Below are 15,569 nucleotides of genomic sequence, written 5' to 3'. Positions count from 1 at the left end.
GAAGGAATTTCTTTGAGCAGAAAACTGTCTAGAATTGCAACCATGCAAATTTTATTTGCCATGGAACATAGAGGCGAATTTACCATGGATGTGGCGGAGTCGTATTTCGAAAGCGTCTGGGAAAAGGACGAGGTCGAGACGATGTATCGCCACGTCTTTAACGAAAAGATTTTAGCCGATCGCGTAAAAGACGAATCGAATATTCCCTTCACCGCCGGTGAGAAGGAATATATTACGAAGAGCGTGGAAATCATTGTCGACAACAAAGAGGCCATCGACAAAATTATTGCCGATCACCTAAAAGACGGCTCCATTCATCGCATTGCCACAGTGGATCTGTCGATTTTGCGCGTGGCCGTGGCCGAAATCATCTATCACGACGATATTGCGCCTGCGGTTTCCATTAACGAGGCCGTGGATTTGGCAAAAATGTACAGCTCCTCCGACAGTGCGCGCTTTGTTAACGGCATTTTAGGCTATATTCTCCGAGAAGGCGGCCATGAATCCCATTAGTGTATCCGAGCTTCTTGCATATACGAAAAAAGTTTTAAAGACGGATTACTTATTGAATCACGTGCTTTTAAAGGGCGAGCTGGCAGAAATAAAAAAGGCTGCCAGCGGCCACGTCTACTTTACCGTGAAAGACGATAAGGCCCGCATGGACTGCATCATGTATCACGAGGATGCCGAAGCCATGGAACTCGACTTTCAATTAGGTATGGAAGTGGAGATGATGGGCTCCGTCGCCATTTACGCACCTTCGGGGCGGCTGCAATTTGTGGCCAAGACCATGGAGCTCACGGGAGAAGGCGCCCTCTACAAACTTTTTTTAAAATTAAAAGACCTTCTGAGCAAAGAAGGTCTATTTGATATGGACAAAAAAATGGCCCTGCCGGAAAAGCCGCAAACCGTGGGCGTTGTCACCAGTACGGCGGGGGCGGCACTACACGACTTCCTGCAGGTGGCGGCCAATCGAAATCCCGCCGTCTCCGTCATCGTATCGCCGACTCTCGTCCAGGGGGAAGGGGCGGGCGAATCCATTGCCCGGGCCTTTAAACGATTGGATGAGCGGGACGACGTGGACGTCATCCTCATCACCCGCGGTGGCGGCAGCATGGAGGATTTGTTTTGCTTTAACGACGAGACATTGATCCGCACCTTGGCCGGGCGGCGCCACCCGGTGGTTTCCGCCGTAGGCCACGAGGTGGACACCACCCTTTGCGATTACGTGGCCGATGTACGTGCTGCGACACCCACTCACGGCGCGGAGCTCATCGTCTGCCACAGAGACGATCTGTTGGCCGCGGCGCGTGCGCAGCTTCGGTCCATGAATCACGTCCTTACCCTCGCCCTCCACGAGGGAAGACGGCGAGCAGAAGGCCTTGCCCATCGGCTTTATCAAACCGTGTCTTTGGATGCCATTATGAATAAGCGCTTGGCACAGAAGGCCCTGAAAGAGCGCATGGATTTTCATTTGAAGCAGTCGTTTAATTTAAAGTTGCAAGCTCTAAAAGGCTATGGCGTTCGCATGAAGGCCGTTAATTTACAGGCGCGATCCGAAAGAGAAGGGTTGGATTTGGCTCTTCGGAGCAAGCGCATGGCTCGGGCGGCGACCTTAGCCCTTAAAGCGGCTTCCGGGGATTTAAAAGCCTTGGACAATCGCATGAAAACACTTGGAAAAGAGCGGGCGAAGCCGCGGGTTCGCCTGGGAAATTTATACATACGCTCGACGAAAGAGGTGAAGGTCGACGACGTGTTGTCCGTCGATCTTTTAGACGGGTTCATCGAAACCCGCGTCCTGTCCATAGAAAGGAACGGTCATGAACTATAAGGAAAAATCGGATCAACTGGAAAAAATCGTCGAGAAAATGGAAAACGACGACTTGTCTTTGGAAGAAATGGTAAAGCTCTACGAAGAGGGCACGTCCCTTTACCGGGAGCTTGAGAAAGATTTAAAGGGGCTGGAGCAAAAGGTCCGCGTATTGACGGAAAGCGAGGAAGCGGATGGCGATGACGAAATTTGACGAGCGGCTGAAGGCTTATTATGAAGCCATCCCCTCGGCCGCCGAGGAATTAAAAGAAGCCATGCTCTACTCCCTGTTTACGGGAGGGAAGCGCATTCGCCCCACGCTGTTTTATACGGTCCTTAAGGATTTGGGCTACGAAGGCGACGCGGCCTTTTATTTTGCCGCCGCCATGGAATCCATCCACACCTATAGCTTGATTCACGACGACTTGCCCGCCATGGACGACGACGATTTCAGACGGGGCAAGCCCTCCTGCCACACGGCCTACGGCGAAGCCCTGGCTATTCTCGCCGGCGACGGCTTACTTTCACAGGCGGCGGAGCTTGCCGCCGAAGGGGCGTCTTTGGATCCCGCCGGCGGTATCGACGCCATGAGATATTTATTTAAGGCGGCGGGCACCGTAGGCATGGTGGACGGACAGGTGCTGGACATTCGCGTCGGCGCATCGTCGGGGGACGAGGTCATTTACAAGAGAAAAACCGGCGCCCTTTTAGGGGCTTGCTTCGCCATGGCCGGCGCCTTGGCGGGGAAATCGAAAGAAGCCAACGACATCCTGTACCGCGTTGGGGAGACCTTGGGCCTGAGCTATCAATTTCAAGACGACTACTTCGATCTGGAAGAAGACGGCGCCGAGGTAAATCCGGAGGATTACTTGACGAAAGCCGCCCGATACACGGAAGAGTGCTTAGAGCTTCTCACCTCACTCGGCCGATTCGAGGAGACGGAAGCCTTGATCGATAAAATTTTGAAACGGGACAGGTGATTGCTTGAAAGAACGTGCTGATGTCCTATTAGTAAAAAAGAATCTGGCCCCTTCCCGGGAAAAAGCCAAGACCATGATCATGGCAGGGGAAGCCTTTATGGGCACGGAGCGCATCGCCAAGGCCGGGCAGATGATCGATACGGATGCGGACATAACGGTTAAAGGTCACAGCTTAAAATACGTCTCTCGCGGAGGCTTTAAGCTGGAAAAAATTATCGAAAACTGCGGCATCGATCTCACGGGAAAAGTCTGTATGGACATCGGCTCATCCACCGGCGGCTTTACCGATTGCATGTTGTCCCACGGGGCAAAAAAAGTCTACGCCGTGGACGTGGGCTACAATCAACTGGCCTATTCCCTGCGGGTGGATCCGCGGGTGGTGGTCATGGAACGCACCAATGTGCGCTATCTCGACCGGGAGGATCTCGACGATGCCATGGATTTTATTTCCATCGACGTGTCCTTTATTTCTCTGGAGCTCGTGCTGCCCAAGGCCGTGAGCTATCTGTCCGACGACGGAAAAATCGCCGCGCTGATCAAGCCCCAATTCGAAGCTGGCAAGGGCAAGGTGGGAAAGGGCGGCATCGTGTTCGATCCTAAGGTCCATATGGATGTTTTAAATAAAATGTATGAGCTGGTATCGGGGTTGGGTATGTATCCCGAAGTGTTGACCTACTCGCCTATACAAGGTGCGACGGGGAATACGGAGTTTTTAATGCTTATGACGAAGGATGCCGATGCCGCCGCAGAGGTGGATATCGAAGCGGTGGTACGGGCGTCCGGGGAGGAGTTCCGCTAAATGTTTTTACGCCTTCAAATCGATCATTTCGCCATTATCGATCACTCTTCCATGGAGTTTCACGACGGCTTTTCCGTTTTAACCGGGGAGACCGGCGCGGGGAAGTCCATTATTATGGACGCCATGGGATTGATTCTCGGCGCGCGGGCGCAAAAGAATATGATTCGCAAAGACGCGGAGAAGGCGTCGATCCAAGGAGTTTTTGTGACGAAAAACAAAAAGGCACTGGATTTTCTCGCGGAAAATAATATTCCTTTTGAAGACGTCATTATCGTAGAGCGAAGCCTCTATCGGGATCGGCCTTCCCTCTCCGAAATTAACGGCAAGATCGTCACCAATGCCCTGTTAAAAGAATTCGGGAGCATCATGGCTCTCTCAGGCGTACAGGGCGAGAACGGCTTTCTTATGAAGCCCAGTTTTCAGCTGGAGCTCTTGGACCGCTTTTGCGGGGAAGAGCAAAACAAAGACCTCGCCGAATTAAAAGATGTATTCGCCGATTATAAAGCCATCGAGGACCGATTGAATAAAGAGGTGAAAGATCCACAGGCCATGGCGCGGGAAGGGGATCTGCTGCGCTATCAGATCGAGGAGATCGAAACCCTGGCTCTGGAAGAAGGGGAAGACGAAGCCCTGGCCGAAGAATTTCGCGCGAGAAACAGTCACACGGAAACCTTGGCCCTCTTGCAGGAAATGAATCAACTGGCCTTTGAAGAAGGCGGCATTCGTTCCCTATTAGATCGCTACGGCGGAGCCTTGGAGAAGGTTACACAAAACGACAACAGCTTTAAGGATTTATTCGAAAGCTTCGAAGACATACGCTACGGCTTTCAGGATTTGGCCCAGAGCTTGCGGGACAAGGGCGAAAATTTCGACGACGATCCAGAGCGCCTTCAGGAAGTCACGGAGCGGCTGGATGCCATTAACAGCATGAAGCGAAAATACGGCGACAGCTACGAAAAGATTCAGGCTTTTCTGGAAGAAAGTCGGGAGCGCCTCGCCTTCATCGACGATTACGAACACGTCGTGGAAGCCATGAAAAAGGAATTGGAAGCGAAGAAGGAACAGGCGACGACACTGTCTCACAGCTTGCGTAAGCGGCGCATGGACGCGGCACATCGGCTGGAGGGGCGCATGGCCCGGGAAATGGAAGAGCTGGATATTCACGGTGCGGCATTTAAAGTGGACTTTTCGGAAAAGTCTCTTTCCGCCGACGGCATGGACGGCGTCTGCTTTCTCATCGCCACCAACAAGGGCGAAGATTTGCAGCCCATGGCGGACATCGCATCGGGCGGTGAAATCAGCCGCATCTTCTTAGCTTTTATCAGTATATTTGCCGAATTGGACGAGCGGGAAATTCTTATTCTCGACGAAGTGGACACGGGCATGAGCGGCAAGACCGCCAAGGTCGTGGCGGAGAAGATTAAACGCCTGTCGAAGGACCGGCAGCTTATCGTCGTCAGCCACTTGCCTCAAGTGGTGGCCCGAGCCGATCGCCAGTACCGCATACAAAAGCGGGAAGAGGCGGGACGCACCGTTTCATACGTTCAAAAGTTAAACGAGGAAGAGCGGATCGCCATGCTCGCCACCATGATCAGCGGCGAAGACACGGAAAAGACCCGAGACACGGCACGTGAAATGCTACAAAACCGGATTTAGGAGGTTTTATGATTTCTGAAGAGCGCATTATACGCAGCGAAAAAATTTATGAAGGCAAGGTGGTGACCTTGCGCTGCCATACCGTGGAGCTGGATGGCCAACGGTACGGCAAAAGAGAAGTGGTGGAACACGTCGGCGGCTGCACCATGGTGGCTCTTTGCGAAGACGGAAAGATTCCCTTCGTGAGACAGTACCGAATCGCGACGAAAAAGTATTTGCTGGAGCTTCCCGCCGGTCTCATCGAGCACAATGAAAATCCCATGAAGGCCGCCATTCGCGAGCTGTCCGAGGAGACGGGGCTCGTGGCGGAATCCGCCGAGTTTCTTTTGGAAGCTTACACATCGCCGGGCTTTACCAATGAGAAGATCCATATCTTCTTTTGCGAAAACCCCACGCCCGGGGAAATGCACTTAGACGACACGGAAGACTTGGAAGTCGTCTATATGGACTTGGACGAGGCACTGCGCATGGTTAAGCTGGGCGAAATAGTGGACGCGAAAACCATTATCGGGCTTTATGCCGTAAAAGAAATGAGAGAGAAAAATGAATCAAACCATTGATTACTTAAATAAACAAACGACGATCCGTCCGGAAATCGGCATTATTTTAGGAAGCGGCTTAGGCGATTTTGCAGAATCCATCGAAAACGCCGTGGCCATTCCCTACAAAGACATTCCCGGGTTTAAACAATCTACGGTGCAAGGCCACAGCGGCGAGCTGATTTTCGGCACCCTGGCGGGGAAGAATATCGTCGCCATGAAGGGCCGCATCCATTTCTACGAAGGAGTGGCCATGGAAGATGTGGTCTTTCCTACGAAGATTCTCTGCGAGCTGGGAGTAAAGACATTGATCGTGACCAATGCCGCCGGCGGCGTCAACGAAGAGTTCGAGCCCGGCGACTTAATGATCATTACTGATCACATTAATTTCAACGGCAAGAATCCCTTAATCGGCCCCAACGACGACAAGGGCGAGCGCTTCCCGGACATGTCCTATGCCTACGACGGAAAGTTGGCGGCTCTGGTGGAATCTGTGGCGGCAGAATTAAAGATCAAGCATCAATCCGGCGTTTACATGTACATGACCGGCCCAAGCTACGAAACGCCGGCGGAAGTGCGCATGGCCCGCATCTTAGGCGCCGATGCCGTAGGTATGAGCACGGTACCGGAGGTCATCGTCGCCAATCACCGCGGCGTGAAGGTCATCGGCATTTCCTGCATCACCAATATGGCGGCGGGCATTTTAGATCAACCCTTGGAACACGAGGAAGTCATCGAGATTTCCGCCCGCGTCGCCGACGACTTTAAGGCATTGGTGACCAAGACCATCGAGGCGATTTAATATGAGCGTATTAGAAGTAATCGAAAAGAAAAAACACGGCGAAAGCCTGTCGAAAGAAGAGATCGAAAACACCATCGCCGGTTATCTTTCCGGCGAGGTCAAGGATTACCAAATGAGCGCGCTCTTAATGGCGATTTACTTTTCCGGCATGGACAAGGATGAGATCGCTCAATTGACGCGCACCATTATCGACTCCGGCGACACCGTGGATCTCTCCTCCATTCGAGGCACCGTGGTGGACAAGCATTCCACCGGCGGCGTCGGTGACACCACGACATTGATCATCGGGCCCATTCTATCCGCTTACGGATTGCCCTTCGGCAAGATGAGCGGCCACGGCCTGGGTCACACCGGCGGCACCTTGGACAAGCTGGAATCCATTCCCGGCTTGCATGTGGATTTAAGCATGGATGAAATCGTCTCATCTACCAATGCCATCGGCATGGCCGTCGCCGGACAGACGGCGAATATTACCCCTGCGGACAAGAAGCTCTACGCCCTGCGCGATGCGACGGCGACGGTGGATTCCATTCCCTTAATCGCATCGAGCATTATGAGCAAGAAGCTGGCCATTCACGGCGACTGCCTTCTTCTTGATGTGAAGGTAGGCGACGGCGCCTTTATGAAAGATATAGAATCGGCCCGAGCCTTGGCGGAAACCATGGTAACCATCGGCGAGGCCTTCGGACGTAAGACCCTGGCCATTTTAACGGCCATGGAAGAGCCCTTGGGCCGTGCCGTAGGCAATGCCCTGGAAGTGGAGGAAGCCATCGCCACCTTAAAGGGACAGGGCCCTGAGGACCTGACCGAACTTTGCATCACCCTCTCTACGAAGCTGATTCATTTGGCGGAAGGCGGAGATATGGAGGCCATTCGCGAAAAGGTGAAGGCCTTAATCGCAAACGGAAAAGCCCTTGAAAAATTCAGGGCCTTCGTTAAAAATCAAGGAGGGGACGACGCCGTCATCGACGATCATACTATTTTCCCGCAGGCGGAAAGATCCTTTGATGTGATCAGCGAGACGGAAGGCTATCTTAGCCATTTGCCTGCTCACGAAATCGGCATTATATCCAGAGACTTGGGTGCGGGGCGCGTGACCATGGACGATGAATTGGACATGGCCGCCGGCGTGTACCTGCACAAGAAGCGCGGGGACCGGGTGGAGAAGGGTGAGGTGCTGGCCACCTTTTACGGCGGAAAGAGCCGCCCCTTCGAAGAGCTGGCGGAACGCTTTTTATCCATTGCCCGTTTTTCCGACGAGCCTGTTTTTGTGGAGCCTTTAATAATAGACGAGGTTTATTATGGACATAAGTAACTACATCTGGTCGATACCGGCGTTGATCATTGCCATCGTCGGCCACGAAATCGGCCACGGCTACGTCTCCTATCTCTTAGGCGACGAGACGGCGAAGAGGGACGGCCGCTTAAGCATCAATCCCTTGGATCATATCGATCCCATCGGGCTTTTATTTATGATCGTCTTTCGCTTCGGTTGGGCGAAGGCCGTGCCCATCAATCCCTCTTATTACAAGAATAGAAAAACGGGGACCATTCTCGTGTCCCTTGCAGGGGTCACGGTGAATTTTATTTTCGCCCTCATCGGCGCCTTTTTCTTCGTGTGGACGTCGAAGCATGATTTCGTCATCAGCAATTTCTTTTTGAACTTTCTTTGGTACAATGCCATGCTCGGCGTCTTCAATCTCGTGCCCCTGCCGCCCTTAGACGGATCGAAAGTGTTGGCGTCCGTCCTGCCTGCCAAGGCGGAATATAATTTCTATCGCTACGAAAAATACTTCTACTGGATTTTATTTTTAGGCGTGGTTTCCGGAATTATTCCCCGTATCATCGGACCGGCGGTACAAGGGCTTATCGACCTTTTTGTGAATTTAGGGATTGTACTTCTCTCATGAGCTACGAATTGGTTTACGGCTCCTTCTCCGGGCCCATGGAGGTTTTGCTCGAGCTTATAAAAAAGCGGGAGATGGATATTTACGATATCCAAATCCACGTCCTCGTCGACGACTTTCTGTCCTATATGGACGGCATGACGGGACCGATTTTGGATTCCATGGTGGATTTTCTCGCCATGGCCAGCTATCTCCTCGCTATTAAAAGCCGCATGCTTTTGCCGAAGCCGGTGATGGAAGAAGAGGATGAGGAAGAGGACCCGCGGAAGGATCTCGTGGAGCGCATTGTGGAATACAAGCGTATTAAGGCGGCGAGCCTGTTGCTTGACGAAATGGCCGCCTATGAAGACGGCGCCATTTACAAGAAGCAAGAGGACTTCTCTGATTTTTCAGAGGAAGAACTCATGGCCGAGGGCGATGCGTCCCGCTTGGCGAAGGCCTTTAAAGAAGTCATGCTCCGCTTCGAAATTCACGAAGCGGCCCAACGCTCCTTGGAAAAAATTCCCGCGGCGGAATTCAGTTTCAGACAGGCGACGGAAAAAATCGAAGCCGCCTTTCGCAAGTGGGAGCGGCCGCGGTTTTTTCGCATGATGGAAAATGCCGAAAGCCGAATCGAAATCGTTACGGTCTTTCTCACTTTATTAGAGCTGATGAAGCTGGAAAAAATCACCTGCAAGCAAGAGGGTAAAGATATTGTGCTGATAAAAAAAGGAATGGTTCATGGATCTGAAAGCTAAATTGGAGGCGCTGCTATTCGCCTGGGGCGACCCTATTTCCGAAAAAGAAATACAGGAGGCCTTAAATGTGACGGCGAAGGAGCTGCGCCCGGTTTTAACTGAATTACAAGAGGATCTTTCCGCCGAGGACAGAGGCTTGCGCCTGGTCCGCGTGGAAGACAGCTACCAGCTTTCCACCAAGCCGGAGCTTTTTGATGCCATCAGTGAATTTGCGAAAAAGACTCGGACGAAAAGCTTGTCCAATGCGGCCTTGGAGACCCTGTCCATCGTCGCCTACAAGCAGCCGGTACTAAAGTCCGAAATAGAAGATATAAGGGGCGTGCGCTGCGATCAGGTGTTGAAAAGCTTGGAGCGCATTAATTTAATCGCCGTCCTCGGTCGCATGGAAATTCCCGGCAGACCGAAGGTTTACGGCACCACGGAGACATTTTTACGAAAATTCGGCCTGTCCCATTTAGAGGATTTGCCGAAAGCGGAAGAGGTAGAGGAGACGGAGGAATCATGAGGCTTCAAAAATTTATGGCCCATGCCGGCGTCGCCAGTCGCAGAAAATGCGAAGAGATCATCGAAGCCGGCCGCGTGAAGGTCAACGGAGAAACCGTCACCGAGCAGGGCGTTCAGGTGGAGGAGAATGATAAGGTCACCGTCGACGGCAAGCTTCTACACATACCGAAGAGCAATCATTACATTTTATTAAATAAGCCGCGGGGCGTGGTTTCCACTGCCGACGACAACAAGGGCCGCAAGACGGTCTTGGACATCGTGCCCGTGGCGAAGGGCCGTCGCCTTTATCCCGTGGGGCGATTGGATATGGATTCCTCGGGACTTTTGCTTTTAACCGACGACGGGGAGCTGACCCAGCGCTTGCTTCATCCGAAGTATGAGCTGGAAAAGACCTATCGGGTCACGGTGAAGGGCGTCATCGACGAGGAGACGGCGAAGAAGCTTTCCTCAGGTGTTCAATTAAAAGACGGCATGACGTCGCCGGCGACCTTTAAAATTCTCGAGCACAGAAACGCAAAGACCCGTTTGGAATGTACCATCCACGAAGGACGAAACCGCCAGATTCGTCGCATGTTTGAAGCCGTGGACGCAGAGGTCGTGGAGCTGGAGCGGATTCAAATGGGACCCTTAAAGCTGGGCCAGTTGGGCAAAGGGGAGTATCGCCCCTTGCGTGAAAAAGAAATTCGGATGCTGAAGTCATGGAAGTAATGCCGACATCCGCCGTGGCTTGGTCCCATGTCATGCTTGACCGCTTTTTAAAACAAGATCACCTGGTCGTGGATCTCACGGCGGGGAAGGGGAAAGACACCTTGTTTGCGGCGAAGCGTGCAAAGGAAGTGGTGGCCATGGATATTCAGCCCGCCGCCATCGAACAGACCCGGGCCCTTTTAAGGGAGCAGGACATAAAAAATGTTCGCCTGATTTGTGACAGCCACGAAGCTTTGGCGAATTACGTCGATATCGCTTCCGTGGATGCCTTCGTCATGAATCTGGGCTATTTGCCCGGCGGCGACAAGGACATTACCACCCTGTGGTCCTCCACGGAGCGGACCTTGGAAACCATCCTTTCCGCCATGAAGCCCGGCGCCCTGATCAGCCTTTCGATTTATCCCGGCCACGAGACGGGGAAACTCGAAAGCGAAGGCATCGAAGAGATGCTCGCAAAGCTCGATCAAAAAAATTTCAAGGTGAATAAGATCACCTTTCCCAATCAGAAACATTGCCCGCCCTATTGGGTAGGCATCGTGAGGTGTTAAATGATACTCGTCATAGGAGGCGGACCCGCCGGCATGATGGCCGCCGCAAAGGCGTCGGAGACGGCGGAGGTCACCTTAATCGAAAAAAATGAAAAGCTGGGCAAAAAGCTGTTTATTACGGGAAAGGGACGTTGCAATCTCTGTAACGACTGCGACGATCCCTTTTTCTTTGAGTGCTTAAATCGAAACGCAAGCTTTATGTACTCGTCCTATTACAGCTTCACCATTGCCATGCTGAAGGATTTTTTCGAAAGCCGAGGCACGCCACTGAAGGTGGAACGCGGGGATAGGGTCTTTCCAAAGAGCGACAAGTCCTCGGACATCATCAAGACCTTGGAAAAAGAGCTGAGAAAAAACAAGGTGGACATTCGTCTGAACACAACGGTAAAAGCCATTCGGACCGCGGAGAATGGCTACGATTTGGTGACCGATAAGGGCACGATCCACGGCGATAAAATCATTGTCGCGACGGGGGGCATGACCTATCGCCTCACCGGTTCCACCGGCGACGGCTACCAATGGGCGAAAGATTTCGGCATGGGCGTGATCAAGCCCGTGGCGGGCCTCGTTGGGCTGCGTCTGAAAGAATATTACCTAGAGGCCCTGTCGGGCTTGTCCTTAAAAAATGTGAAGCTCACGGCGAAAACGGAAGCGGGAACCTTTACGGATTTTGGCGAAATGCTCTTTACCCATTTCGGCATCAGCGGGCCCATCGTCTTGAGTCTTTCCTTGAAGATCAATCGCTGCAAAGACGTGGCTTTATCTCTGGATTTAAAGCCGGCCCTGGACGACGAGGTGTTGGACAAACGGCTTTTGCGGGAGATAGGGGAAAATCCCAATCGCGCCATTCACACCATGATGAAGCAGCTTTTGCCGAAATCACTCATCGAGCCGGTGCTGGAGGTGGCGCAGGTGCCCAAGGATCTGCCGGGCCATCAGTTGACGACGGAGATGCGTCGTGCTTTGGTTCACACCTTAAAAAGCTTTCCCCTGCATTACCTGGGCCTATTTAACGAAAATACGGGGATCATTACCACCGGCGGCGTAGACGTTAAGGACGTGGATCCGTCGACCATGGAAAGTTTGAGGGCCGAAGGCATTTATTTTTGCGGCGAAGTTTTGGATGTTGACGGCCCCACCGGGGGCTTTAATTTACAGATCGCATTTTCCACCGGCTACTTAGCCGGCATGTGTGCGGGGGAGGAGGAAGCAAATGAAGACCATAGCCATTGACGGCCCTTCGGGTGCGGGTAAAAGTGCCATTGCGAAAGCTCTCGCCAATCGTTTGGGTTACGAATACATCGACACCGGAGCACTTTATCGTACCCTGGCATACGTTGCCGTAGGGGAAGAAAAAGAGCTATCGGTGGAAGCCCTCTTGCGCCTGGCGGATCAGCAGAGCATCGATTTTAAAAAGGGCTCCGTCATCTTAAACGGCAAGGCCTTAGGCGATGAAATTCGCACGGAAGCCATTTCTCAAAAGACGTCACAGCTGTCCAAAGACCCGGCGGTGCGGGACTATCTCCTGTCTCTGCAGCGTCGCTTGGCGGAAAAAGGCGGTGTCGTTATGGAAGGCAGAGACATCGGCACGGTGGTACTCCCCTCGGCGGATGTGAAATTCTTTTTAACGGCCTCGGAGGACGAGCGGGCGAGACGACGTTACGAACAACGTTTATCCTTCGGCGAGTCCGTGGACTTTGAGAAGATCAAAGCCGACATACACGCCCGGGACGAGCGGGATAAAAATCGCGCCGTGGCGCCTTTAAAACAGGCGGAGGACGCCATACTCGTGGACTCCACTTCCATGAGCGAAGAAGAAGTGCTGGACACCATGGCGAGCTACGTGGAGAGCGATCATGTTTTATAATTTCATCAAGGTTATTACCGGATGGCTTTTAAAAATCCTCTACCCCTACGAGGTCATCAACATGCCGTCCCTGGAAGACAAGGCCTATTTGCTGGTGGCCAATCACAAAAGCAATTGGGATCCCCTGTTCGTTTCGATTTTATTTCCGCGGCAGATACGTTGGATGGCCAAGCGGGAGCTTTTCGAGACGCCGGTAGTGAGACACATTCTCCGCGGCGTCGACGCCATCTCCGTGGATCGAGATCACGGCGATGCCAAGAGCACCATTACCGCCATGCGCGCCTTGAAAAACAATGAGGTCATCGGCATTTTTCCGGAAGGGACGCGGGTAAAATCCGTGGACTACGATAAGGCGAAGTCCGGCACCATACTCTTGGCCACTCGCACGGGTACGGAGATTTTGCCTTTATACATCGAAGGGGAGTACAAGCTCTTTCGCAAGCGGCGCTACATTTTCAGAGAGCCCATTCCCTTTGAAAAGGAAAAGCTGACGGAAGAGGCTTACGAGAAGCGCATGCGCGCATTAATGGAAACCATTTACGAAGGGAGAAACTACCTTGGAAATCATTTTGAGTGAGTGTTACGGTTTTTGCGGCGGCGTGAAGCGGGCCGTGGAAAGCGCCTTTGAAGCGGCGGACACCTACGACGACGTCAAGATTTTAGGCGAGCTGGTACACAACGCTCAAGTTAACGAAGAGCTCCGCATTAAAGGCGTGGAGCTCATCGACGAAGATCATCTGCCGACAGGTGCCACGGTGATTACGAGAAGCCACGGCACGACGAAGGCGGTGAAGGCGGCGCTGAAAGAAAAGGGTAACCGCGTCGTCGACACCACCTGCCCCTTTGTGTCGCGGATTTATACCATTGTCGAAGAAAATAACACCAAGGGTATTCCCGTCGTTGTCGTCGGCGATAAAGAGCACCCTGAGGTTAAAGGCATCGCCTCATACGGCGACGAGGTCTATATTATTTCTTCGGAAGAAGAGGTCGATGAGCTGCCGATTTTAGATAAAAAACAAATTGCCCTCGTATCTCAGACGACAAATCCCAAGAAAATCGTAGATAAAGCGGAAGAAAGGCTAAAAAGTGTTTCATCCGGAGAGATTTTAAGGTATAATACCATATGTAAAGCCACAAACGACCGTCAGGATGCCTGTCGCATGTTGGCTACTCATGTGGATTGTATGCTCGTTATAGGTGGTAAGAATAGTGCAAATACGAAGAAACTCGTAAAGATTGCGTCAGAACATTGCGATTATGTTTATCATATTCAAACCATAAATCAACTTGATCTACGTCCATTTAAAAAATTCAATAAAATTGGTATTACCGCCGGGGCATCCACTCCGAGTTCGGTAATCAAGGAGGCTGTTAGTAGAATGGATAATATGAACAGGGACGAAATGAACAATGAAATGATGGAGGCCATTGAAAACTCTTTTACTCGCGTACGTCGCGGTGAAATTGTCGATGGCGAAGTATTGTACGTAACCGATGATGAGGTTATGGTCAATATCGGCTACCGTGCAGACGGTATTATCTCCAGAGATGAATTGTCCAACGATCCCAATGTAAAACCGAGTGAAGTCTTCAATCAAGGAGACAAAATTCAGGTTTACGTAATGAAAATGGACGATGGAGACGGTAATGTCGTTTTATCCTACAAACGCGTGGAAAACATGAAGGTTTGGGATGAAATGGAAGAAAAATTTGAAAACGGCGAAACGGTTGTTGCCCACGTCACCAATGTCGTTAAAGGCGGCTTGACCTGTGATGTCGACGGATTAAACGGATTTATTCCCGCATCTCACGTTTCCGTTCGTTTCCAAAGAGATTTAAGCAAATACGTCGACCAAGATTTGGAATGCGAAATCATCGACTTCGATAAGGGCAGAAGAAAATTCGTCCTTTCCCGTAAAAACCTGGAAGCAAACGAAATCGAAGAAAAGCGTAAAGAAGTTTACAGCACCCTTCATGAAGGCGAATTCGTCGAAGGTACGGTACAACGTCTGACAAACTTCGGCGCCTTTGTCGATGTCGGCGGTGTAGACGGATTGATTCATATCTCCGAGCTTTCCTGGAACCGCGTCAAACATCCCAGCGATGTCGTAAGCCCCGGCGAACACGTCAAGGTATTGGTTCTTAAGATCGACGAAGAAAAGAACCGTATCGCCCTCGGTTTAAAACAAACCACTGAAAAACCCTGGGATACCTTCGTTAACACCGTAGAAGTCGGCGATGACGTAAAAGGTACCGTCGTCAACATCCTGGACTTCGGCGCATTCGTTCGCTTGGAATCCGGCGTAGACGGTCTGTTGCACGTATCTCAAATTTCCAGACAACACGTCGAAAAACCGTCCGATGTTTTAGAAATCGGTCAAGAAATCGATGTTCGTGTCACGGATATTAACTTCGACGACAAGAAGATTTCTCTTTCCATGAAAGCCCTTCAACCGGGCGGCGAAGATGAGCAAGCTCCTCGCGAAAGAAAGAAAGAGCAAAAACCCCGTCGCAGAGAACAACCGCAAGCAGAAGCTAAGCCCGAAGAAGAAAACTTCTCCATGGCAATCGGCGATTTGATCAACTTCGGTCAACTCGAAACTGCCGAAGCTGAAGAGCCTGCTGAAGCAGCTGAACCGGTAGAAACGGAAGAACCGGTTGAAGCAGAAGAGCCTGCTGAAGCGGAAGAATCTGAAGACGAAGAATAATCAA

The 15,569-nt window shown here is 51.7% G+C and carries 18 protein-coding genes; all 18 read left to right on the top strand.

What is annotated here, in order from left to right:
* Positions 1–12: 12 nt before the first annotated feature.
* From nusB to BQ7397_RS06200, 18 genes are read left to right on the top strand one after another with little or no spacing between them, the layout of a single operon-like run.
* Positions 13–513 carry a transcription antitermination factor NusB gene (nusB, locus tag BQ7397_RS06285; RefSeq protein WP_144019981.1) on the top strand — a complete coding sequence of 167 codons (501 nt, stop codon included), beginning with the start codon at positions 13–15 and terminating at the stop codon, positions 511–513.
* Positions 500–1,831 carry an exodeoxyribonuclease VII large subunit gene (gene xseA, locus BQ7397_RS06280; protein WP_077075263.1) on the top strand — a complete coding sequence of 444 codons (1,332 nt, stop codon included), beginning with the start codon at positions 500–502 and terminating at the stop codon, positions 1,829–1,831. Before nusB ends, xseA begins: the two co-directional genes overlap by 14 nt.
* Complete coding sequence (gene xseB, locus BQ7397_RS06275) at positions 1,821–2,024, top strand: exodeoxyribonuclease VII small subunit (protein ID WP_077075262.1); 204 nt, start codon at positions 1,821–1,823, stop codon at positions 2,022–2,024. The genes xseA and xseB overlap by 11 nt, the downstream gene beginning before the upstream one ends.
* The gene (locus BQ7397_RS06270) at positions 2,005–2,790 is read left to right on the top strand and encodes a polyprenyl synthetase family protein (RefSeq protein ID WP_083703443.1); all 786 of its coding nucleotides are present in this window, start codon (positions 2,005–2,007) and stop codon (positions 2,788–2,790) included. The genes xseB and BQ7397_RS06270 overlap by 20 nt, the downstream gene beginning before the upstream one ends.
* Before the next feature lie 4 nt (positions 2,791–2,794).
* Positions 2,795–3,589 (top strand): TlyA family RNA methyltransferase, encoded by a 795-nt coding sequence (locus BQ7397_RS06265; protein ID WP_077075260.1) that lies wholly within the window; start codon positions 2,795–2,797, stop codon positions 3,587–3,589.
* Entirely contained in the window at positions 3,590–5,245 is a 1,656-nt protein-coding gene (recN, locus tag BQ7397_RS06260; protein ID WP_077075259.1) for a DNA repair protein RecN, read from the top strand.
* Positions 5,246–5,253: 8 nt separating this feature from the next.
* On the top strand, positions 5,254–5,805 hold the full coding sequence (locus tag BQ7397_RS06255; protein ID WP_077075258.1) for an NUDIX hydrolase: 552 nt from the start codon (positions 5,254–5,256) through the stop codon (positions 5,803–5,805).
* Positions 5,789–6,586 (top strand): purine-nucleoside phosphorylase, encoded by a 798-nt coding sequence (locus tag BQ7397_RS06250; protein WP_077075257.1) that lies wholly within the window; start codon positions 5,789–5,791, stop codon positions 6,584–6,586. Before BQ7397_RS06255 ends, BQ7397_RS06250 begins: the two co-directional genes overlap by 17 nt.
* 1 nt (position 6,587) lies before the next feature.
* On the top strand, positions 6,588–7,901 hold the full coding sequence (locus BQ7397_RS06245; protein WP_077075256.1) for a thymidine phosphorylase: 1,314 nt from the start codon (positions 6,588–6,590) through the stop codon (positions 7,899–7,901).
* A complete protein-coding gene (locus BQ7397_RS06240; protein ID WP_077075255.1) occupies positions 7,888–8,496 on the top strand; it encodes a site-2 protease family protein in 609 nt (202 codons plus the stop codon). The genes BQ7397_RS06245 and BQ7397_RS06240 overlap by 14 nt, the downstream gene beginning before the upstream one ends.
* Complete coding sequence (locus BQ7397_RS06235; protein WP_077075254.1) at positions 8,493–9,230, top strand: segregation and condensation protein A; 738 nt, start codon at positions 8,493–8,495, stop codon at positions 9,228–9,230. Before BQ7397_RS06240 ends, BQ7397_RS06235 begins: the two co-directional genes overlap by 4 nt.
* The gene (gene scpB / locus BQ7397_RS06230) at positions 9,214–9,735 is read left to right on the top strand and encodes an SMC-Scp complex subunit ScpB (protein WP_077075253.1); all 522 of its coding nucleotides are present in this window, start codon (positions 9,214–9,216) and stop codon (positions 9,733–9,735) included. The genes BQ7397_RS06235 and scpB overlap by 17 nt, the downstream gene beginning before the upstream one ends.
* Positions 9,732–10,442, top strand: a complete 711-nt coding sequence (locus BQ7397_RS06225) for a pseudouridine synthase (protein ID WP_077075252.1) — start codon at positions 9,732–9,734, stop codon at positions 10,440–10,442. The genes scpB and BQ7397_RS06225 overlap by 4 nt, the downstream gene beginning before the upstream one ends.
* On the top strand, positions 10,433–10,990 hold the full coding sequence (gene mnmM, locus BQ7397_RS06220) for a tRNA 5-(aminomethyl)-2-thiouridylate-methyltransferase MnmM (RefSeq protein WP_077075251.1): 558 nt from the start codon (positions 10,433–10,435) through the stop codon (positions 10,988–10,990). Before BQ7397_RS06225 ends, mnmM begins: the two co-directional genes overlap by 10 nt.
* Positions 10,991–12,223: a BaiN/RdsA family NAD(P)/FAD-dependent oxidoreductase gene (locus BQ7397_RS06215; protein ID WP_077075250.1), complete on the top strand. Its 1,233-nt coding sequence runs from the start codon at positions 10,991–10,993 to the stop codon at positions 12,221–12,223.
* Complete coding sequence (cmk, locus tag BQ7397_RS06210; protein WP_077075249.1) at positions 12,204–12,857, top strand: (d)CMP kinase; 654 nt, start codon at positions 12,204–12,206, stop codon at positions 12,855–12,857. The genes BQ7397_RS06215 and cmk overlap by 20 nt, the downstream gene beginning before the upstream one ends.
* A complete protein-coding gene (locus tag BQ7397_RS06205; protein ID WP_077075248.1) occupies positions 12,847–13,434 on the top strand; it encodes a lysophospholipid acyltransferase family protein in 588 nt (195 codons plus the stop codon). Before cmk ends, BQ7397_RS06205 begins: the two co-directional genes overlap by 11 nt.
* The gene (locus tag BQ7397_RS06200) at positions 13,415–15,565 is read left to right on the top strand and encodes a bifunctional 4-hydroxy-3-methylbut-2-enyl diphosphate reductase/30S ribosomal protein S1 (RefSeq protein ID WP_077075247.1); all 2,151 of its coding nucleotides are present in this window, start codon (positions 13,415–13,417) and stop codon (positions 15,563–15,565) included. The genes BQ7397_RS06205 and BQ7397_RS06200 overlap by 20 nt, the downstream gene beginning before the upstream one ends.
* Positions 15,566–15,569: the final 4 nt, after the last annotated feature.

This window comes from Aedoeadaptatus urinae (assembly GCF_900155585.1).
Lineage (GTDB): Bacteria > Bacillota > Clostridia > Tissierellales > Peptoniphilaceae > Aedoeadaptatus > Aedoeadaptatus urinae.
This window is presented reverse-complemented; position numbering and strand designations above follow the sequence as displayed.

Excerpts from the sequence above, each read along its gene's own strand:
- xseA (WP_077075263.1), top strand. The coding sequence starts at position 500 with ATGAATCCCATTAGTGTATCCGAGCTTCTTGCATATACGAAAAAAGTT.
- xseB (WP_077075262.1), top strand. The coding sequence starts at position 1,821 with ATGAACTATAAGGAAAAATCGGATCAACTGGAAAAAATCGTCGAGAAA.
- BQ7397_RS06270 (WP_083703443.1), top strand. The coding sequence starts at position 2,005 with ATGGCGATGACGAAATTTGACGAGCGGCTGAAGGCTTATTATGAAGCC.
- recN (WP_077075259.1), top strand. The coding sequence starts at position 3,590 with ATGTTTTTACGCCTTCAAATCGATCATTTCGCCATTATCGATCACTCT.
- BQ7397_RS06255 (WP_077075258.1), top strand. The coding sequence starts at position 5,254 with ATGATTTCTGAAGAGCGCATTATACGCAGCGAAAAAATTTATGAAGGC.
- BQ7397_RS06250 (WP_077075257.1), top strand. The coding sequence starts at position 5,789 with ATGAATCAAACCATTGATTACTTAAATAAACAAACGACGATCCGTCCG.
- BQ7397_RS06245 (WP_077075256.1), top strand. The coding sequence starts at position 6,588 with ATGAGCGTATTAGAAGTAATCGAAAAGAAAAAACACGGCGAAAGCCTG.
- BQ7397_RS06240 (WP_077075255.1), top strand. The coding sequence starts at position 7,888 with ATGGACATAAGTAACTACATCTGGTCGATACCGGCGTTGATCATTGCC.
- BQ7397_RS06235 (WP_077075254.1), top strand. The coding sequence starts at position 8,493 with ATGAGCTACGAATTGGTTTACGGCTCCTTCTCCGGGCCCATGGAGGTT.
- scpB (WP_077075253.1), top strand. The coding sequence starts at position 9,214 with ATGGATCTGAAAGCTAAATTGGAGGCGCTGCTATTCGCCTGGGGCGAC.
- BQ7397_RS06225 (WP_077075252.1), top strand. The coding sequence starts at position 9,732 with ATGAGGCTTCAAAAATTTATGGCCCATGCCGGCGTCGCCAGTCGCAGA.
- mnmM (WP_077075251.1), top strand. The coding sequence starts at position 10,433 with ATGGAAGTAATGCCGACATCCGCCGTGGCTTGGTCCCATGTCATGCTT.
- BQ7397_RS06215 (WP_077075250.1), top strand. The coding sequence starts at position 10,991 with ATGATACTCGTCATAGGAGGCGGACCCGCCGGCATGATGGCCGCCGCA.
- cmk (WP_077075249.1), top strand. The coding sequence starts at position 12,204 with ATGAAGACCATAGCCATTGACGGCCCTTCGGGTGCGGGTAAAAGTGCC.
- BQ7397_RS06205 (WP_077075248.1), top strand. The coding sequence starts at position 12,847 with ATGTTTTATAATTTCATCAAGGTTATTACCGGATGGCTTTTAAAAATC.